The sequence below is a fragment of the Kribbella speibonae genome (assembly GCF_004331375.1).
Taxonomy (GTDB): domain Bacteria; phylum Actinomycetota; class Actinomycetes; order Propionibacteriales; family Kribbellaceae; genus Kribbella; species Kribbella sindirgiensis.
Genome location: NZ_SJKC01000007.1, coordinates 97312 through 115220, shown reverse-complemented (window position 1 = coordinate 115220; position 17909 = coordinate 97312). Strand labels below are relative to the sequence as shown.

The window sequence follows — 17909 nt, the reverse complement described above, 5'->3', positions numbered from 1 at the left end:
GCGGACCGGGAAGCGTCAGTGGGCGACGAACTTGACCAGCGCGGCGAGTTCGTCGCCCATCCAGTCGGCGATGCGTTGTACGTCGGGCATCTGGTCCCGGTCGGCGACGACTCCGACGGCGAGCCGGTCGCGATAGCTCAGCACGGTGAGGTTCAGCCCGAGGCCGTCGGTGATGCCGGCCAGCGGCACGATGGACTTCACCTCGGCGCCCGCCAGGTACAGCGGTTCCTGCGGTCCCCGGACGTTCGAGATGTTCACGTTCATCGCCGGCGTGCGCGGCGCCCAGGTGTTGAGGCGGCTGAGCAGCTGGACGGTCCGCATGGCGAACGCCGGGGGGACCATCCGGATGGTGTCGACCAGCGCGTCCGGGGCGGTCGTGCCGAGGTCGTGCAACGCGGCGAGCATCGCGCGGTGCGCGACGGCCAGCCGGGCCGCCGGATCGTCCACATCGGTCGGGATCGGTACGACGACGGCACTGAGGTCGTTGCCGAGGTCCGTCGAGCTGGCACCCCGGAGCGCAACGGGCACGACGGCGGTGAGGGACTGTGCGGGGAGTTCCGCGTGCTCGAGCAGCCAGCGACGCAGGGCACCGGCCGACATCGCCATCACCACGTCGTTGACGCTGACCGCGAAGTGATTCTTCACCAGCCGCACGTCGTCGAGTGCCACGGTCGCGAAGCCGATCCGTCGCTGCCGCGAGATTCGCCGGTTGAACGACGTCCGCGGCGCTCTCGCGATCGCGGTGTGCCGGCGCTTGCGTCGTACGAACGCGGTGGTGGCACCGAGCAGGCGTACTCCGGGCATGGTGCCGAAGACGGGCAGCTCGTCCATGCCGGTCAGCGCCGCGGGCAGGCCAGAGACGGCCCGGACCGGTTGGCGGACGGCGCCGCGCAGGCCTCGTAACAGCATCGTCAGGGACGCCGGTGGCGGCGGCGCGGGGCGTGGCGGTGACGCCGCGCGACGACGAGGCCATGGGGTGGCGTCGGTCAACGCGGTCAGGATCTGGACACCGGCCCGGGCGTCGGCGATCGCGTGATGAATCTTCGTCAGTACGGCGGACCGGCCGCCGGCGAGGCCCTGGATCAGGTACATCTCCCAGAGCGGCCGGCCACGATCCAGCGGGCGGGAGAAGATCCGCGCCACCTGTTCGCGGAGCTGTTCGTCGTTACCCGGCGCCGGGAGCGCGACCTCCCGCACGTGGTAGTCCAGCTCGACGTCGCTCTCGATCCAGTACGGCCGGTCCAGCCCGAGCGGAACGCCGGCGAGCCGGCGGCGGAACGCCGGCACGAGATCCAGTCGTTCGAGCACCAGTTCGCGGAGCTGGGCCACTGTCAGCGCGCCGCCGGGGAGGGCGGTCGCGTCGAGCAGGACCAGGGCCGCCGTGTGTGTTCGCACCCGCTCGTTCTCCGCGGCCAGATAGGTCGCGCCGAGGTCGTCGACCTGCTGCATCGTCATGTGCCCTCCCGGACCGCTTGGTGGCGTACGGCGTCCTCCGGCGGACCGAGGTACCGGAGCGGATCCTCCAGCCGCCCGCGCAGGAGCTCCGCGGATCTCGCGGCGTACAGGCCGTCCTCGATCCGCTCGTCGAACGTCCAGCGCAGTGGGAGGACCTGCCGGATCCGGATCTGCCCGTCGTCGGCGACCGGCGTCGGCCGGATTCTGCCGACGACCAGGAACAACGGACAATTGCCGTGCTCGTAGAGGTGGTGGAAGGCGGCGTCGGTCTTGAGACTGCCCAGGTTCGAGACGACGGCCGACGCGTACATCGGATCCGAACGGGTCAGCGCGGAGGGCAGGACGCCGCGGGCGTCGAGCCAACGGAACACGGAGACCGCAACATCGAGTAGCGGCGTGGGCAACGCGAGGAAGAGCTTCACTTCCTTGTCGACCTCGGCCACGCCGGCCGTGCGTGCCGTACGGATCTCGGTGTCGAGGCTCCGGATCACCGAGGCAAGGCTCTCGCCGGGTGCGAAGCGCCGCTTGATCATCTCCAACGGCGCGTTGTCGGCGAACTCCTTCATCGCACCGAAGGAGAGATAGACACCGTCCCGCTCGTACAGCCGGCGGCCGGCGACGAAGCGGTTCATCCGCGGCCGGTCGTGCAGCAGCGCGGCGAGCTGGTGCAGGACGAGGACGAACAGGCTCAGCCGCGGCCCACCGGCCGCGTTCCACCGCTCGATCCAGGTCTGTGCGGCGGCGATGTCGACGAGTTGCTCGAAGTACACCGTCGACTCGGTCCGGCGGCGCATGATGAACGGCATGATGGCTCGCTCGTCCGGAATGTCGGTGACGAGCCGGCCGTCACGGCGTCGCGGTCCGGTCAGCATGATGTCCTCCCTCGCTCTCGATGGTGAAGACCCTCGAGGTTCCCGAGTAGGGCCGAAGTACCTGCTGTTGAGCCTTGCCGTAAAGCCGGATGCGGAACGGACCGGCCGCGTCCGCAGGTACGGTCCAGGTCACGACCGCGATCTGCCCGGAACGGGTCCGGCGCCAGCGGAACGTCGTGGACCAGTCGCCGTCGTCGGCCACGGTCATCCAGCCGTCGGCGATCCGGCGCTGGATCTCCAGGTAGCTGCCGTTGCGATGCAGGTCGTTGTTCGGGTACGCCGCCACGAAGACCGCTGTCACCACGTCGCCGGGTCGGTAGCGGCGTCGTGGCTCGACCAGTACGTCGCCGAAGGCATGGGCGGCCGGAGGCTTGTCGCGGGGGATCCGTGGCCGGGCGGGTCGCTCGTGCCCGCTGAGATCCGGCGCCGCTTCGCCGTACGGCATCGGCCGGCCGTCACGCAGTGCCTCGGCCAGCTCGCTCGCGACCTGTTGCAGCGCGGGCAGCGTCCAGCGGCCGAACAAGGTGCTGCCGCCTTCGTACTGCTGGGTGTCGTACTCCTCGGGTGTCGTGACGTAGTGCAGGTAGCCGTTGCTGTAGCCGGCGACCAGCACGTCGGCCAGGTCCGCGCCGACGATCGAGGCGACGGTACGACGCAGCCGGAGACCGGCGACGATCGTGACTTCGGCGGGTACGCCGAGAAGGTACAGCTGCCCGATCCGCAACAGCTGGACCGGCGCGTGCCGCGCGACGTAGTGCCCTCGCAGGCCGCCGACGACCAGTGCCTTGGGTGCCTGAACGTCGCGCAGCCCTGGACTCCGGCGGTAGATCCCGCGCGAGATCGTGTCCCACACCGGGTTCCGGCCCTCGTGGAAGCCGCGGAACGCGGGTCCGTCCTCCTCGCTGCCGGCCAGCGCCGAAGCACCACCGATGGGAGGACCGGTCCGGTGCTCGCGGCCGTCGCCGGTGTGCTCCGGGGCCGCGGTGGCCGAGCCCAGGTCCACGTGCGTCAGCCGATGGTCGACGCCGCCCTCCAGCACAGACCCCGGCACGGTCATCAGCCGGGCGGCGGCTTCGTACTGCCGCAGTCCGATGATCCGCGTGTTCTCGATCTCGTCGGCGGTCGGGCCCCGGCCGGGTCGCAGGTCGAGATTCGGGGTGAGGTCGCCCGCGTTGGTCTGCGCGAACGCCGCCACGAAGTCCTGGCGCCGACGGTCCCGGTAGTCGACCCCGGCCACGAGACGTTCCCAGTGATAGGCGGCGTACCCCTTGTTGTCGCCGCTGATCAAAGTGTTCGTGTTGGTCATGCTGGTGTTGTGCACGCCGAACCAGTTGATCGCGCCGACCGGTGTGCCGTCGCGCTCGATCCGCAGCAGCGTCGTCTGCGCGTCGACGGCGTCCGGGAAGCAGCGCCGGTCCGCCTCCGGATTGTTGTCGAAGGCCACTTTCGAGCGATTGGCGCTCGCGTCGTGGAGCTCGCCGTGCGAGAGCGTGAGGACGGCGGGTGCGAGATCGTCGTGCGCCCGGACGACGGCCTCGGTCATCCCGTCGACGATCGCCGCGAACGTCTTCGGGCGGAACCCACCGGTGTTCGAGTGATACAGCCGGTGATGCGAGTAGCCGCCGGGCCCGCAGTGGGTGTGCGTGGCCGTGACCATCGTGTTGTGCTCGGTGTAGAGCGTCCCGTACGAACGCCGCAGCCGGTCGAGCAGCGCGCGCCACACGCTGTCGAACACCATGGGAAGGTCGTTCACGACGAGTAGCACCCGTCGGTCGCCGGCCTGGTCGGCGATGACGAAGGCACGGGACCGCAACCGCAGGTGAATGCCGTCACTGCGCTGCCACGACTTGCCGTAGCCGAGCATGCCGGTGTCGGCCGGCTCACCGGTGATGTCCGCGATCCCGCGACCGCACAGGAACATCAGCGGTTCTGGAACTCGTGGTACGCCGCCGGAACGGCGAAGGCCAGGGCTGGGACGCACCAGAGCAAGAAGCCCCAGCCGAAGAGCATCAGGCCGAGGTGGAAGAGAACGACCGCCAGGTAGCCGGCCCGGCGCGCCCTGACCAGGAGAACCGCGATGGTCGCCTCGGCGGCCGCGAGCAGGAGGGCCCAGATGGTGGGGTGGGCCATGAAGATGGTGTCCCAGCCTCGCTCAACCCAGCCGAACAGGGCGGCATCGGCGAAGCCGTCGTACGAGCTCGGGGTCGCGAGAGCCAAGGTGACGTGGATGGCGGCGCCGGAGGCGAAGAGGGTGGTGAATCCCCAGAGAATTGCTCGCCAGATGGTTTCCGAGGGGATCTGTGTCGCCGGGGTGGTCATGTCAGCCTCCGATCGCGGCCGCGGGGATGATGGCGACGGGGCAGTCGGCGTGGTGCAGGACGGTTTGGCTGACCGAGCCGATGAGCATGCCCGCGAAGCCGCCGCGGCCGCGGGCGCCCAGCACGATCAGCGCGGCGTCCGACGACAGGCGCAGAAGATGTTCCGCCGGGTGGCCGGTGATGTGGATGAGCTCGGCTTCCTGCGCCCCGCGGGCGCGAACGGCCTCGCGGAGTTCTTCTTCAGTGATCCGGTGCAGTTCGGTACCGGTGGGCTGCGCGGCGACAACGCGGACGGCGAGGTCGTGCCGGCGCGCGTGCTCGATCCCGAAGTCCAGGGCGCTGTCGCCGGCCGGTGACCCGTCGTACCCGATGACGACCCGGGAGCCCTCCATCGCGCCGAGATCAGGCCGTACGACGACCACCGGGCAGCGGGCGTTCGCGGCCAGGTCGAGGCCCGTGGAGCCGACGAGCGCGCCGATCATCACACCGAGACCGCGGCTGCCGATCACCACGACGGCCGCGGATCCGGACGCCTTCACCAGCGCCGCCGAGGGCGAGCCGGTCTCGATCCGGGAGTCGATGGTGATCCCCGGCATCAGTCCGCGCGCCTGAGCGACCGCCTTGTAGACGACCTCGCCGGCTTGCGACGGGGGACTGCCCGCAGTGACGGCGTACACCAGGTGCAGTGGACTCCGCAGCGCGGCGGCCTCCGTCGTGCCCCACTTGATCGCAGCGTCCGCCGCGGGGGAGCCGTCGATGCCGACGACCACGGGCCGGTGTTTCATACGAGTCTCCTGGAGTGAACGGGTGCGCTGTCCGGTACGGGGATCCCGTCGCCGATCGTCAGCAGTTCGCGCAGCCGGGCCACGAACCGGGCGGCCGGGGCGCCGTCGACGATGTCGTGGTCGACGCTGATCGTCAGCTGCAGGAACTCGCGCTCGACGAGGACGCCCTGGAAGAACACGGGCCGACGGGCGATACCGCCGACGACGATGCTCAGGGTGTGCAGCTGGAACGCGATGCCCCAGCCCGCGCCGGCGCCGAACATTCCGACCGCGGTGACGCCGATCGTCCCGGCGAGAGCCTGCTGACGGCGGGGCAGTCGGTGCAGCGCTCCGAGCAACGCGACGCGGAGGAAGCCGGGGAGCAACAGGTACGCGTGCGCCCACCGAGCCTTGCGCACCGACGGGCTGAGCTGCGGATCGGTCTTGACCGCGTGGATCTCCCGGTGGAGGTCCTCGATCGTGCGGCGGCCGGCGTCACGGAGTACGTGCGTGAACGCGAACGGCTTCCCGTCCACCTCCACCTCGACCGGCAGTCCCACGTCGACCTGGTCGAAAACGATCTCCCTGCCGCGCAGGTCACGGTACGCCTGGACTGTGGGATCCGCGGCCACCGCAGCGGCGACGCAATGGATCACGAAGGCCGTGAACTGCTCGGAGGCATGCCCGCGGTCGAGGGCGGCGCGGGCCGAGGTCACGTCGGCTTCGAAGAGCCCGTGGACGGCATGCCTGCGCCGGGCGGCACGACCGGTGTCGATCACCAGCTGCCGTACCCACGGCACTGACTTGATCTGTACGCCCACGGTCCACCTCCTGGAGCCGATCTGACCTCAGCATCGGCTGACCGGGCCGCCGTCCGCACCGGCCGATCGGTCCCTTCCGCGCGGGACCTTGGCCTCTCAGCCGCGCAGGCTCGCCGCGTGGTCGGGGACCTGGGTCTGCATGTCGCGCGGTGTCCGCTCGTAGCCCTTGGACGGCGGCCGCGGCGGCAGACCGAGCGGCGGGCGCTGGACCTCGTGGTACGGGATCGTCGACAGCAGGTGCGCGATCATGTTGATCCGGGCGGAGCGTTTGTCCTCGCTCTCCACGACGTACCAGGGCGCCTCGGGGATGTCGGTGTGCACGAACATCTCGTCCTTCGCGCGCGAGTAGTCCTCCCAGCGGGTGATCGACTCCAGGTCCATCGGTGACAGTTTCCAGCGCCGCATCGGGTCCTCGAGGCGGCTGCGGAAACGGTTCTCCTGCTCGGTGTCGCTGACCGAGAACCAGTACTTGCGCAGCAGTACGCCGTCCTCGACGAGCAGCCGTTCGAAGATCGGGCACTGGTGCAGGAACCGCGCGTAGTCCTGGTTGGTGCAGAACCCCATCACGCGTTCGACTCCGGCGCGGTTGTACCAGCTGCGGTCGAACAGGGCGATCTCGCCGGCCGCCGGCAGGTGTTCGACGTACCGCTGGAAGTACCACTCGGTGCGTTGCCGCTCGGTCGGCGCGGGCAGCGCCACGATCCGGGCGACGCGGGGATTGAGGTACTCCGTGACGCGTTTGATCGTGCTGCCCTTCCCGGCGGCGTCACGCCCCTCGAAGACGATCACGAGCCGCGCCCCCTCCGCACGGACCCATTCCTGAAGCTTCACCAGCTCCGCCTGCAGCCGCAACAGCTCCCGCTCGTAGGCCTTCTTCGGCAACTTCTCCATCCCAGCACCATGCCGCATCTGTCGCCCACATCACAGCGGTCACACGCCGGACGGGTCTTTCGGCCCTACGAGTGTCACGCGGACCGGGGTTGTCTCGAAGAGCACGGGCTCGTCGAGTCGAAGGAGAAGGATCATGCAGTACGTCGCACCCGGAAAGCAGGGGAGTCCGGTCGAGGTCAAGCCGCGGTACGAGAACTTCATCGGCGGCGAGTGGGTGGCGCCGTCGGAGGGGCGCTATCGGGTCGACCTCACACCGGCCACGGCCGAGCCGATCACGGAGGTCGCGCACTCGACCGAACAGGACGTCGAGCTGGCGCTGGACGCCGCGCACGCCGCCAAGGACGCCTGGGGTGAGAAGTCCGCGGCCGAGCGTGCCGAAGTACTCAACGCCGTCGCCGATGCGGTCGAGGCCAACAAGGAGATGCTGGCCGTCGCCGAGAGCTGGGAGAACGGCAAGCCGGTCCGCGAGACGCTGAACGCGGATATCCCGCTGGTCGTCGACCACTTCCGCTACTTCGCCTCCGCGGCGCGCGCCGAGGAGGGGCGGACGACGGAGATCGACAAGGACCTGGTGGCGTACCACTTCCGGGAGCCGCTCGGCGTCGTCGGTCAGATCATTCCCTTCAACTTCCCGCTGCTGATGGCGGCCTGGAAGCTTGCGCCGGCGTGGGCCGCCGGCAACTGCTCGGTGATGAAGCCTGCCTCGCCGACGCCGTGGTCCATCCTCAAGCTGGCCGAGGTGATCGGCGACGTCGTACCGCCGGGCGTGCTGAACATCATCACCGGCCCCGGCGCGGAGATCGGCAAGGCGCTCGCCACCAGCCCGCGGATCGCGAAGATCGGCTTCACCGGTGAGACCGTCACCGGCCGGCTGATCATGCAGTACGCCGCGCAGAACCTGATCCCGTCGACGGTCGAGCTCGGCGGCAAGAGCCCGAACATCTTCTTCAACGACGTGATGCAGCGTCCCGACAAGTTCCTGGACAAGGCGATCGAGGGACTGGTGCTGTACGCGTTCAACAAGGGCGAGGTCTGCACCTGTCCGTCGCGGGCGCTGATCCAGGAGGACATCTACGACGCGTTCATCGAGCGCGCCCTGGACCGGATCGGCTCGATCAAGCAGGGCAACCCGCTCGACACCGAGACCCAGATCGGCGCCCAGGTGTCGCAGTCGCAGCTCGACAAGATCACCTCGTACGTCCAGATCGGCCGCGAGGAAGGCGCCGAACTCCTGATCGGCGGCGAGCGGGCGAAGATCGACGGCGACTTCGCCGAGGGCTACTACTTCGAGCCGACCGTGCTGCGCGGCCACAACCAGATGCGCGTGTTCCAGGAGGAGATCTTCGGGCCCGTGCTCGCGGTCACGACGTTCAAGGACGAGGCCGAGGCGCTCGAGATCGCCAACGACACGCTGTACGGCCTGGGCGCCGGCGTCTGGACCCGTGACGGGAACCGCGCGTACCGGATGGGCCGGGCGATCAAGGCCGGCCGGGTCTGGACGAACTGCTACCACCAGTACCCGGCAGGCGCAGCGTTCGGCGGCTACAAGATCTCCGGCATCGGCCGGGAGAACCACCGGATGATGCTCGACCACTACAGCCAGACCAAGAACCTGCTCGTCAGCTACAGCGACGAGCCCCTCGGCCTGTTCTGAGTCCGATGCCGATCTCGCGTATCACGGCCACCGCGGCCGCGCACTCGGCGATCCTTCGCCTGTGCGCGGACCGCGGCCCGGTCATGTTCGTCCAGTCCGGTGGCTGTTGCGCCGGCAGCACGCCGATGTGCTATCCGGCCGGCGAGTTCCTGATCGGCGCAGGCGACGTACTCCTCGGCACCATCCAGGGCTGTCCGTTCTACATCGACTACGCCCTGGATCAGGCCTGGGGCGAGGACTCGTTCCAGCTCGACGTTGCGCCCGGTGAACCGGAGGGCTTCTCCCTCGCGGCCGGGCCCGGCATCCATTTCATCACGCGATCCGCAACCTGTTCCATGAAAGGACAGTCATGAAAGCAGCAGTCGTCACCGACTTCACCAAGCCGCTCGAGATCCAGGAGATGCCGGTTCCCGAGCCGGGGGCGGGGGAGGTGCTGGTGCGGATGGAGACCAGCGGTCTCTGCCACACCGACATCCACGCCGCGCACGGTGACTGGCCGGTCAAGCCGGCGCCGCCGTTCGTCCCCGGCCACGAAGGGATCGGGATCGTCGAGAAGCTCGGCGAAGGCGTGACCGACTGCGCCGTCGGTGACCGGGTCGCCATCGCGTGGCTCGGATACGCCTGCGGGAAGTGCCGTTACTGCATCGGAGGCTGGGAGACGCTCTGCCTCGAGCAGCGCAACTCCGGGTACTCCGTGAACGGCAGCTTCGCCGAGTACGCCGTACTGCCCGCCGCGTTCGCGAACCCGGTGCCGGACGAGGTCTCGTCCCGGGACGCCGCACCGCTGACGTGCGCCGGAGTGACGACGTACAAGGCGATCCGGGTCGCGGGCGTGGTGCCGGCCGAGACGGTGGCGATCTTCGGCGTCGGCGGGCTGGGACACCTGGCACTGCAGTACGCGCGGATCGCCGGCGGCGTGACGATCGCCGTCGACATCGAGGAGAGCAAGCTGGAGATGGCCAAGGAACTCGGTGCGGATCATGTCGTCAACGCGGCGACAACCGACCCGGTCGAGGCGATCCAGGCGCTCGGTGGCGCCGACGTCGCGGTCGCGCTGGCCGCGAACCCGCAGTCGTTCGACCAGGCGTTCCGGTCGCTGCGGCGCGGCGGGCGGCTGGTGTGCGTGGCATTGCCGGCCGACAACGGTGCGCTCAGTCTGCCGATCTTCGACACGGTGCTGAACGGCAAGACCGTGATCGGCTCGATCGTTGGCACTCGCAACGATCTGGCCGATGTGTTCGCGCTGCACGCCGCGGGGCGGACCAAGGTCATCGCCGTCGACCGCAAGCTCGACGACGTCAACCAGTCGATCGCCGACGTCCTGGCCGGCGACATCCCGGCCCGCGTGGTGTTCCAGTTCTGAGAGGGATCCGAGATGAGCCTGTTGGTCGGCTGCCCGGCGGAGACCGAGTGGCACGAGAACCGGGTCGCGATCACCCCCGAGGTGGTGGCGCGGCTCGGCAGGGCCGGCCTCGACGTCATGGTCGAGGCCGGTGCGGGCCGCGCTGCGGGCTTTCCGGACGAGGAGTACGTCGCGTCCGGCGCCCGCATCGCCGATCGGTCCGAGGTCTTCGCCCAGGCGGACATCCTCGCGGTCGTTCACCGGCCCGACGTGCAGCGTCTGCGGGCCGGGCAGATCATGATCGGTCTCCTGCGCCCGGACGACGCTCCCGAAGAGCTGGCCGACGTCACTGCACTCAGCTTCGAGGGGTTGCCGCGGACGCTCAGCCGGGCGCAGTCGATGGACGTGCTCACCTCGCAGGCCAACGTGGCCGGCTACAAGGCCGCCGTACTGGCGGCTGACACGTTCGGCGGGTTCTTCCCGATGATGATGACCGCGGCCGGGACCGTGCGCCCGGCCAAGGTCCTCGTCCTGGGCGGCGGAGTCGCGGGACTGCAGGCGATGGGTACGGCGCGACGCCTGGGGGCGCTCGTCACCGGGTACGACGTCCGGGAGGCGGCGCAGGCCGATATCGCGTCGACCGGTGCCGCTGTGCTGGACCTCGGTGTCTCGGCGAGCGGGGAGGGCGGTTACGCCCGCGCCCTGACCGCCGAGGAACAGGTGGTCCAGCAACAGGCGATGGCCGAGGCGATCCGGGCCTTCGATGTGGTCGTTACGACCGCTCAGGTGCCGGGACACCGGCCGCCGGAACTGGTCTCGGCCGCGGCACTCGCCGGCATGGCGGCCGGATCCGTGGTGGTCGATCTCGCCGCGGGGCCGCTCGGCGGTAATGTCGCGGGATCGGTGCCTGAAGCCCGGACCGTGACGGAGAACGGCGTCGTCGTCCTCGGAGCGGGTGCGCTCCCCGCCCAGGTCCCGCGGGCCGCGTCGTCGGCGTGGGCGCGCAACCTCACGGCCTTGCTCGAGTACCTGATCCGCGACGGTGCCGTCGTACTCGATCCGGACGACGAGATCACGGCCGGTCTACTCGTGCATCCGAAGGAGACAGTGTCATGACCCCTGTGCTGCTCGCGGACATCACCGTCTTCGTGCTGAGCGTGCTGGTCGGGTTCGAGGTCATCTCGAAGGTTCCGGCCACGCTGCACACGCCGCTGATGTCCGGCGCGAACGCGATCCACGGCGTGGTGGTGGTCGGTGTGATGATCGTTGCCGCGAGCATCGACACCACGGTCGGCTACCTACTGCTGTTCGTCGCCGCGGCGTTCGCCGCCGCCAACGTGGTCGGCGGGTACGTCGTCACCGACCGGATGCTGGAGATGTTCCGCCGATGAACACCACGACGCATCTCCTCTACCTGGCGACGGCGGTCTGCTTCGTGCTGGGTCTGCACCTGATGAACTCGCCCGCGACCGCGCGCCGCGGCAACCAGCTGTCCGCCTTCGGGATGGCGGTTGCGATCGTGCTGACCGTCGTCGTGCTGATCGACGACGGCGTCATCACGGCCACCTCGGCCGTCGTCCTCGCCGTGGGTGTCGTGGCCGGGGCGGGTGTCGGTCTGGTCGCGGCACGGCGAGTGCAGATGACCGCGATGCCGCAGCTCGTCAGCCTGTTCAACGCGGTCGGCGGTGGGGCGGCCGCATTGATCGCGTTCGCCGAGGCACTCCGCTCCACGGTGGATGAGCCCGTGAGTACGACGCTCACCACTTTTCTCGACGTACTGATCGGTGCCATCACGTTCTCCGGATCCCTGATCGCCGCGGGCAAGCTGGCGGGCGTCGTACCGGGACGGCCGTTGACCTTCACCGGCGGCCGCGCGCTCAATCTGCTGCTCGCACTGACCGCGCTCGGCGCCGGAGTCCTTTACACAGCAGGCATCGGCGGGCTCGGATCGCTCGGCGTCCTGACCGGCGCGGCCCTGGTCGTCGGCGTTCTGATGACGCTGCCGATCGGCGGCGCCGACATGCCGGTCGTGATCTCTCTTCTGAACGCCTGCACCGGTACGGCGGTCGCGATGGCCGGCTTCGTGATCGGTAGTACGCCGTTGATCATCGCGGGCGCGCTCGTCGGCGCAGCCGGTGGCATCCTGACGAAGCTGATGGCCGTGGCGATGAACCGCTCGCTGCTGAACATCATCGCGGGCGGCTTCGGTACCGGCGACGAACAGACCACACCTGCCATCGCGGCGGCCGGCACCGTCCGCACGGTAACGGCCGACGACGCGGCACTGCAGCTCGCGTACGCCGGAAAGGTGGTCATCGTGCCCGGGTACGGGCTGGCCGCGGCCCAGGCGCAGCACGAGGTGGTCGAACTCGCGCAGGGCCTGACCGAGCACGGTGTTGACGTCAGCTACGGCATCCATCCGGTAGCCGGCCGGATGCCGGGTCATATGAACGTGCTGCTGGCGGAGGCGAACGCGTCGTACCTGCAGCTGAAGGATCTGGACGAGATCAACCCGCAGTTCGCGGCCACCGACGTCGTGCTGGTCGTCGGGGCGAACGACGTCACGAACCCGGCCGCGCGCCGTCCGGGGAACGCGGTGTCCGGGATGCCGATCCTGGACGTGGACAAGGCCCGGAGCGTGATCGTCGTCAAACGTTCGCTCGGGCACGGGTACGCCGGGATCGACAACGAGCTCTACACGAATCCGCGGACCGCGATGCTGTTCGGCGACGCGAAGACGGTGCTGGCGGCGCTGATCAACGAGTTGCAGGCCTACGTGCACTGAGGTGATGGCGATGAACAAGCTGACCGAGGCCGATCGGGAGAGACTGCTCAGCGCGGCGGTCGCGGCGCCGTCGGTGCACAACACCCAGCCGTGGCGGTTCCGGTTCGTGGAGTCGACGGTGGAGGTGCACCGGGACCGGGAGCGCGAGTTGCCGGCCGAGGACCCGTCGCGACGGATGCTGTTCCTCTCCTTGGGAGCGGCGATCTTCAACCTGCGGGTGGCCGCCGCGGCACGTGGCACGGGGTCGGCGGTGCGGCACCTGATGGATCGGCGGCGTCCCGATCTGGTCGCCGTCATCGAGCTCGACGGACCGCCCACGCCATCGATCGCGGGCCTCGCGCCGTACCTGACCAAGCGGCGGACGAACCGGGAGCCGTTCACCGACGAGCCGCTGTCCCCGCAGCTGCGGGCCGAGCTCGACCTGTGCGCCCGCGTGGAGGGCGCCGTACTGCAGTGGATCGACAAGCCGACCCGGCGCTGGTGGTTGCGGATAGCAACGAATGAGGCGACGACCGCGGACGACGAGGACCGGGCCCGGACGGCCGAGCGCCGGCACTGGGTCGGTGGCGACCGGGCGGCCGACGGCGTCCCGTCGAGCGCGCTGGGGTCACGGGCCGCCGGTGGCGATCCGGTGGTCCGGGACCTGGCCGCCACCGAGGCGGATGCGCAGCGGCCGGTGGCCGACTTCGAGGCGCACCCACAGCTCGCCGTCCTCGCGACCCGGTACGACGGCCCGATCGAGTGGCTGCGCGCGGGACAGGCGCTGGAACACGTGCTGCTGGAGGCCACGGCCCGCGGGATCTCGACCTCGCTGCTCAACCAGGCGATCGAGCACGAGGAACTCCGGACACAGATCAACGACCCGCTTGGTCCGTGGCAGCGGCCACAGGCCGTGATCCGGTTCGGCTACGGTACGCCGGTCCCGCCGACACCGCGACGCGCGATCAACGACGTACTGATTCCCGACTGAACGGGGTGGGGCCCAGAAGGCCGTAGTTGCCGTCGTAGCGGGAATAGAGGGCGTGCAGGCGACCGGTCGTCCTGATGGCGAAGACCACGACCGGCGCGCCGGTCAGGTCGAGGCGGTCGATGGCCTCGGCCAGGGTCAGGCGCTCCGCCGCGGCGAGGACGAGTGGCGGTGTCGCGACCTCGAGACCGATCGGGTTGGGCCGGGTCTGGAGGATGCGGTAGCCGCCCGAGACGTTGCGGAGGACCACCGCCTCTTGGCGGCTGTAGCGTTCGCGGAAGAGGTGGAAGCGGTAGTCCATGGCCTGCAGTTGGGCGATGGCTTCGCGGACGGACATCGTGACCGGTGCGCTGGTCTTGCGGCGGGCGATACGGCGTTCGCCAGGCGGCAGCAGTTCCGGGAACGACGGTTGCGAGTGGTTCGTCGCGCGATCCCGGAGGCAGTCGGCGAGTGCCCGCGGGATCAGGCGCAGCTGGTCGATCGTGCGAGCCGCGAGCCGGTCGACGGCGTCGGGCGCCGTCGAGGCGGTGACCTGCGCGCGAATGCGGTGGCCGGCCAGCTGTATGTCGACCTGCGCCACGATGGGCCGGGTCAGGGTCGGCTCGACGAGCCTGGTGATGCGGACCCGGCTGTGCGCGGCAGCTGCGCCGAGGATCGGTCGCAGGTGCTGGTGAATCACCGCCACGGTGTCGGTCGGCAGAATGCCCTGCGCGGTAACGAGAATCGGCGACGCCCTGTGAAGCTCCGCGACCATGGAGAACTCTCTTTCCTTACGTCCGTCCCACGGTCGCACCTCGGGCGTGGCTCCGGGGAGGACTGTTGGGCCCTGAATCCGGGCCATTGGTCCCTCCTGCCGGGGCGCTGACAGGAGTTGGTGAGAGTCCTGGCGTGGATGTGACGTTCGGCCCTGCCGGTGCCTGGTGTGGCGGCAGATCGTGGAGCCATGAGGAGGTCATCGGCCAGCCGGCGTCAGGATCTGCCACGGCTCATCGCGCACTGGGCCGATGCCGGGCTGATCAGCGCGGATCAGGCAGTCCGCTTGCGCGCCGACGTGGAGCAGAAAGCGGTAATCCCCGCCGCACCGCAGCGGGAGCGTAGCGCGGTGCTGGTCGAGGCGCTCGCCTACTTGGGCGGAACGATCGTTCTGATTGCCGCCGGCCTGCTCGGCGCCCAGTACTGGGACGCGTTGCCGGACCTGGGTCGACTGGCGCTCGTGGGTGGTGCGTCGGCATTGCTCGTCGTTGCTGGTTCCGTGGTCCCACGCCGGCTGGGTGAGGCGAGCGTCCGCCTGCGGTCCGTCCTGTGGTTGCTGGCGACAGCGGCCGCCGCCGGGTTCGCCGCGCTGTTCGCCGACATCGTTCTCGAGCTGCACGGTGTGGACATCGCGATCGTCTCGGGCGTCACAGCGACGGTCGTCGCGGCCGGACTGTGGTCGCGGCTCCGGACCGTCGCGCAGCAAGCCGCGGTCTTCGTGGCGCTGATGGTCACGACCGCGGCGGTGGTCGCGAAGGTGACCGATGACGCGCACCTGCCAGGTCTCGCGGTCTGGGGTGTCGGCGTTGTCTGGTTCCTGCTCGGTGTGGTCGGCGTGACGACACCGCGGCGGCCGGTGCTGGCGCTCAGCGCGCTGGGCATCCTGGTCGGAGCCGTCATGACGCTGCCCACCGACGCGGGCATGGTGCTCGCGCTGGTCACCGTCGTGGCGATCGTCGTTCTCGCGGTGCGTTTCCGCGACCTGATGCTCCTCGGCGTCGGCGCGCTGGGCGCGCTGAACATTCTGCCTGCGGTGGTCACCGAGTGGTTCCCCGGAGACCTGGCGCCCCCGCTGGTGCTGCTCGTCTTCGGCGGACTACTGGTCGCCGCAGCTCTCTACACAGCCCGAAGGAGGCGGCCATGAACACACCCGTGCAGCTGACCGTACGCGGACAGGTGCCCGAACCGGACGCCAAGTACGCGGCCGGCAAAGTCACGCAGGCCTTGAACCGCCTGTCGACGCGGGTCCAGCACGTCCATGTCGTGGTGAGTCTCGGGACGAACCCCGCGAACGAGCGGCCGGCTGCTGTCGAGGTCGAGGTGGTGCTGGACGGATCGCCGCTGCACGTGCACGCCACGGCCGCGACCCCGGCCGAGGCCGTCGACGAGGCAGCGGATCGACTGCGGCGGCAGCTCAGCGACGTCCACGACCGTTCACGTTCGCAGCGGCGAATCGGCGCTCCCAGGATCACGGTCCCGGTGGAGAGCGAGGAGGACGGAGATGACTGAGAACGATCCGGGTCCGGAGCGGATGGTGACGGACATTCGGGCGCGCTGGGCGATCGCGATCGCCTGTCTCGCGATCATTGCGCTCGCCGTCGCGATGGTTGTCGTGATCAACAAGCCGGACGAACCTACCGGTACGTCGCCGGCGCCGAGTGCGACCGTCACGCAGCCAGGTCCGACCGTGACCGTGACGACGACCCAGAACCCGGCCCAGAGCCCGACGCCGACCACGACCAGCCCGGGTCCGCGGGTGTTCCGGTACCAGCCGATGTGGCCGTTCCGCTCCGAGGCCGAGGCGGCCGACTGGCAGCGTGTGTACCGCTCGCAGGGCACGCAGCCGTGGCATCTCGACGCGGGACAGACTGCGCTCGCGTTCACCACCGGGTTCCTCGGCTTCGGCGAGATCGACCTGGTCGTGTCCCGATCGGTTCGTGCCGACGAGGCCTACGTGTCGGTGGGCTACCAGGCGGACGGAAACCGGCCGTCGGTGGCCGCGGTCCTGCACCTTGCCCGGCTGGGGCAGGGGAGCGACGCGCCGTGGGAGGTCGTCGGCAGCAGGGACAGCTCGCTGACGCTGACGCAGCCCCGGTACGGGGCGGCGGCGGGGTCACCGTTGACGGTCGGTGGACGGATCACGGGCGTCGACGAGTCGATCCGTATCGACGTACGGCAGGTTTCGTCGTCGGACCGGATCGGGTCCTTCTGCTGCGTGCCGGCCGGTGGCCAGAACCAGCCGTGGTCCGCGCGGGTCTCGTTCCGCACTCCGACCGATCCCGCCGTCGTGATCGTGGCGTCGACCGGCGGCCACTACCAGGGTGTCGAGGCGTTCGCCGTCACGGCGATCCGGTCCATCGATTGAGTTTCGGACGAAGGGGAGGGTGACCATGTCGAAGCGGGCAGCACTGAACGAGCTCGGGCTGAGCGCGGGGAAGAAGGCGCGGCTGCGCAGGATCCTGTTCGGCCACGGGCTGCAGAACGGTACGGCGTTGTTCCTGCCGTACGACCAAGGTCTCGAGCACGGTCCGCGGGACTTCTTCGCGAACCCGGAGGCGTCGGACCCGAAGTACATCATGAAGCTCGCGATCGCTGGGGAGTTCAACGGGATCGCGATCCAGATCGGGCTGGCGGAGAAGTTCTTCTGGGACTACGCCGGTGAGATCCCGCTGATCCTGAAGCTGAACGGCAAGACCGACATCCCGTCGGATGCGGCCGCGCTGTCGCCCGTGCACGCCAGTGTCGAGGACGCGGTCCGGCTCGGGGCGGACGCGGTCGGGTACACGTTGTACGTCGGTTCGCCGGCGCAGGAAGCGGATTTCGCGCAGTACCGGCAGATCCGCACCGACGCCGAGCGGTTCGGGATGCCGCTGGTCGTGTGGGCGTACCCGCGGGGCGAGGCGATCGAGGCGAAGGGCGGCAAGGACTCGTTCTACGCGGTCGACTACGCCGCACGGGTGGCCAGCGAGCTCGGCGCGGACGTGGTGAAGGTGAACTTCCCGCACCCGGACAAGCGCGCAGGAGTCAAGGCGCCGTACGAGGAGATCTTCACTCCGCAGCAGGCGATCGACGGTGTCGTGCGGTCGGCGAACCGGACGCTGGTGCTGGTCTCCGGTGGTGAGCGGGCCGGTGACGACGCCATGTATCGCAAGGCCGAGCAGGCGATGGACGCCGGCGGGCTCGGGTGCATCTTCGGGCGGAATGTGTGGCAGCGCGGGTACGACGAGTCGCTGGCGTTCGTCGACGGCCTCAAGGAAATCCTCGTCCAGCATCCGAGTGAGTGAAAG

General features: G+C 69.5%; 19 protein-coding genes. 11 read left to right on the top strand and 8 right to left on the bottom strand.

Annotated features, from left to right (window positions below):
* Positions 1-15: 15 nt before the first annotated feature.
* From E0H92_RS37315 to ppk2, 7 genes are all read right to left on the bottom strand, one after another.
* The gene (locus E0H92_RS37315) at positions 16-1455 is read right to left on the bottom strand and encodes a wax ester/triacylglycerol synthase family O-acyltransferase (RefSeq protein WP_131499600.1); all 1440 of its coding nucleotides are present in this window, start codon (positions 1453-1455) and stop codon (positions 16-18) included.
* Entirely contained in the window at positions 1452-2327 is an 876-nt protein-coding gene (locus tag E0H92_RS37310) for a 2-oxo acid dehydrogenase subunit E2 (protein WP_131499599.1), read from the bottom strand. Before E0H92_RS37310 ends, E0H92_RS37315 begins: the two co-directional genes overlap by 4 nt.
* Complete coding sequence (locus E0H92_RS37305; protein ID WP_131499598.1) at positions 2302-4248, bottom strand: neutral/alkaline non-lysosomal ceramidase N-terminal domain-containing protein; 1947 nt, start codon at positions 4246-4248, stop codon at positions 2302-2304. Before E0H92_RS37305 ends, E0H92_RS37310 begins: the two co-directional genes overlap by 26 nt.
* Positions 4248-4646 (bottom strand): hypothetical protein, encoded by a 399-nt coding sequence (locus tag E0H92_RS37300; RefSeq protein WP_131499597.1) that lies wholly within the window; start codon positions 4644-4646, stop codon positions 4248-4250. Before E0H92_RS37300 ends, E0H92_RS37305 begins: the two co-directional genes overlap by 1 nt.
* A 1-nt stretch (position 4647) precedes the next feature.
* Positions 4648-5430 (bottom strand): universal stress protein, encoded by a 783-nt coding sequence (locus E0H92_RS37295; RefSeq protein ID WP_131499596.1) that lies wholly within the window; start codon positions 5428-5430, stop codon positions 4648-4650.
* Positions 5427-6230, bottom strand: coding sequence for a 2-oxo acid dehydrogenase subunit E2 (locus tag E0H92_RS37290; protein ID WP_131499595.1), 804 nt, complete (start codon positions 6228-6230; stop codon positions 5427-5429). Before E0H92_RS37290 ends, E0H92_RS37295 begins: the two co-directional genes overlap by 4 nt.
* A 96-nt stretch (positions 6231-6326) precedes the next feature.
* Positions 6327-7121, bottom strand: coding sequence for a polyphosphate kinase 2 (ppk2, locus tag E0H92_RS37285; protein WP_131499594.1), 795 nt, complete (start codon positions 7119-7121; stop codon positions 6327-6329).
* Between the two features lie 130 nt (positions 7122-7251).
* Here ppk2 and E0H92_RS37280 point away from each other — a divergent pair, with 130 nt between their 5' ends.
* Genes E0H92_RS37280 through E0H92_RS37250 form a run of 7 tightly spaced genes read left to right on the top strand, consistent with a single transcriptional unit; the run spans position 7252 to position 13872 of the window.
* Positions 7252-8775: an aldehyde dehydrogenase family protein gene (locus E0H92_RS37280; RefSeq protein WP_476737464.1), complete on the top strand. Its 1524-nt coding sequence runs from the start codon at positions 7252-7254 to the stop codon at positions 8773-8775.
* A gap of 5 nt (positions 8776-8780) precedes the next feature.
* Complete coding sequence (locus tag E0H92_RS37275) at positions 8781-9128, top strand: DUF779 domain-containing protein (RefSeq protein ID WP_131499592.1); 348 nt, start codon at positions 8781-8783, stop codon at positions 9126-9128.
* On the top strand, positions 9125-10138 hold the full coding sequence (locus E0H92_RS37270) for a zinc-dependent alcohol dehydrogenase (RefSeq protein ID WP_131499591.1): 1014 nt from the start codon (positions 9125-9127) through the stop codon (positions 10136-10138). The genes E0H92_RS37275 and E0H92_RS37270 overlap by 4 nt, the downstream gene beginning before the upstream one ends.
* Before the next feature lie 12 nt (positions 10139-10150).
* Positions 10151-11233, top strand: a complete 1083-nt coding sequence (locus E0H92_RS37265; protein WP_131499590.1) for a Rossmann-fold NAD(P)-binding domain-containing protein — start codon at positions 10151-10153, stop codon at positions 11231-11233.
* Complete coding sequence (locus E0H92_RS37260) at positions 11230-11508, top strand: NAD(P) transhydrogenase subunit alpha part 2 (protein ID WP_131499589.1); 279 nt, start codon at positions 11230-11232, stop codon at positions 11506-11508. The genes E0H92_RS37265 and E0H92_RS37260 overlap by 4 nt, the downstream gene beginning before the upstream one ends.
* Positions 11505-12902, top strand: a complete 1398-nt coding sequence (locus tag E0H92_RS37255) for an NAD(P)(+) transhydrogenase (Re/Si-specific) subunit beta (protein WP_131499588.1) — start codon at positions 11505-11507, stop codon at positions 12900-12902. The genes E0H92_RS37260 and E0H92_RS37255 overlap by 4 nt, the downstream gene beginning before the upstream one ends.
* A gap of 10 nt (positions 12903-12912) precedes the next feature.
* Positions 12913-13872, top strand: a complete 960-nt coding sequence (locus E0H92_RS37250) for an Acg family FMN-binding oxidoreductase (RefSeq protein ID WP_165550213.1) — start codon at positions 12913-12915, stop codon at positions 13870-13872.
* Here the strand turns inward: E0H92_RS37250 and E0H92_RS37245 are convergent.
* Positions 13847-14623 carry a sigma 54 modulation/S30EA ribosomal C-terminal domain-containing protein gene (locus E0H92_RS37245; RefSeq protein ID WP_165550212.1) on the bottom strand — a complete coding sequence of 259 codons (777 nt, stop codon included), beginning with the start codon at positions 14621-14623 and terminating at the stop codon, positions 13847-13849. The two genes, E0H92_RS37250 and E0H92_RS37245, sit on opposite strands and share 26 nt — an antisense overlap.
* Before the next feature lie 189 nt (positions 14624-14812).
* Here E0H92_RS37245 and E0H92_RS37240 point away from each other — a divergent pair, with 189 nt between their 5' ends.
* From E0H92_RS37240 to E0H92_RS37225, 4 genes are read left to right on the top strand one after another with little or no spacing between them, the layout of a single operon-like run.
* Positions 14813-15766: a DUF2157 domain-containing protein gene (locus E0H92_RS37240; protein ID WP_131499585.1), complete on the top strand. Its 954-nt coding sequence runs from the start codon at positions 14813-14815 to the stop codon at positions 15764-15766.
* Positions 15763-16131: an HPF/RaiA family ribosome-associated protein gene (locus E0H92_RS37235; protein WP_131499584.1), complete on the top strand. Its 369-nt coding sequence runs from the start codon at positions 15763-15765 to the stop codon at positions 16129-16131. Before E0H92_RS37240 ends, E0H92_RS37235 begins: the two co-directional genes overlap by 4 nt.
* Complete coding sequence (locus E0H92_RS37230; protein ID WP_202874013.1) at positions 16124-16987, top strand: hypothetical protein; 864 nt, start codon at positions 16124-16126, stop codon at positions 16985-16987. Before E0H92_RS37235 ends, E0H92_RS37230 begins: the two co-directional genes overlap by 8 nt.
* Positions 16988-17012: 25 nt before the next feature.
* Positions 17013-17906 (top strand): class I fructose-bisphosphate aldolase, encoded by an 894-nt coding sequence (locus E0H92_RS37225; protein WP_131499583.1) that lies wholly within the window; start codon positions 17013-17015, stop codon positions 17904-17906.
* Positions 17907-17909: the final 3 nt, after the last annotated feature.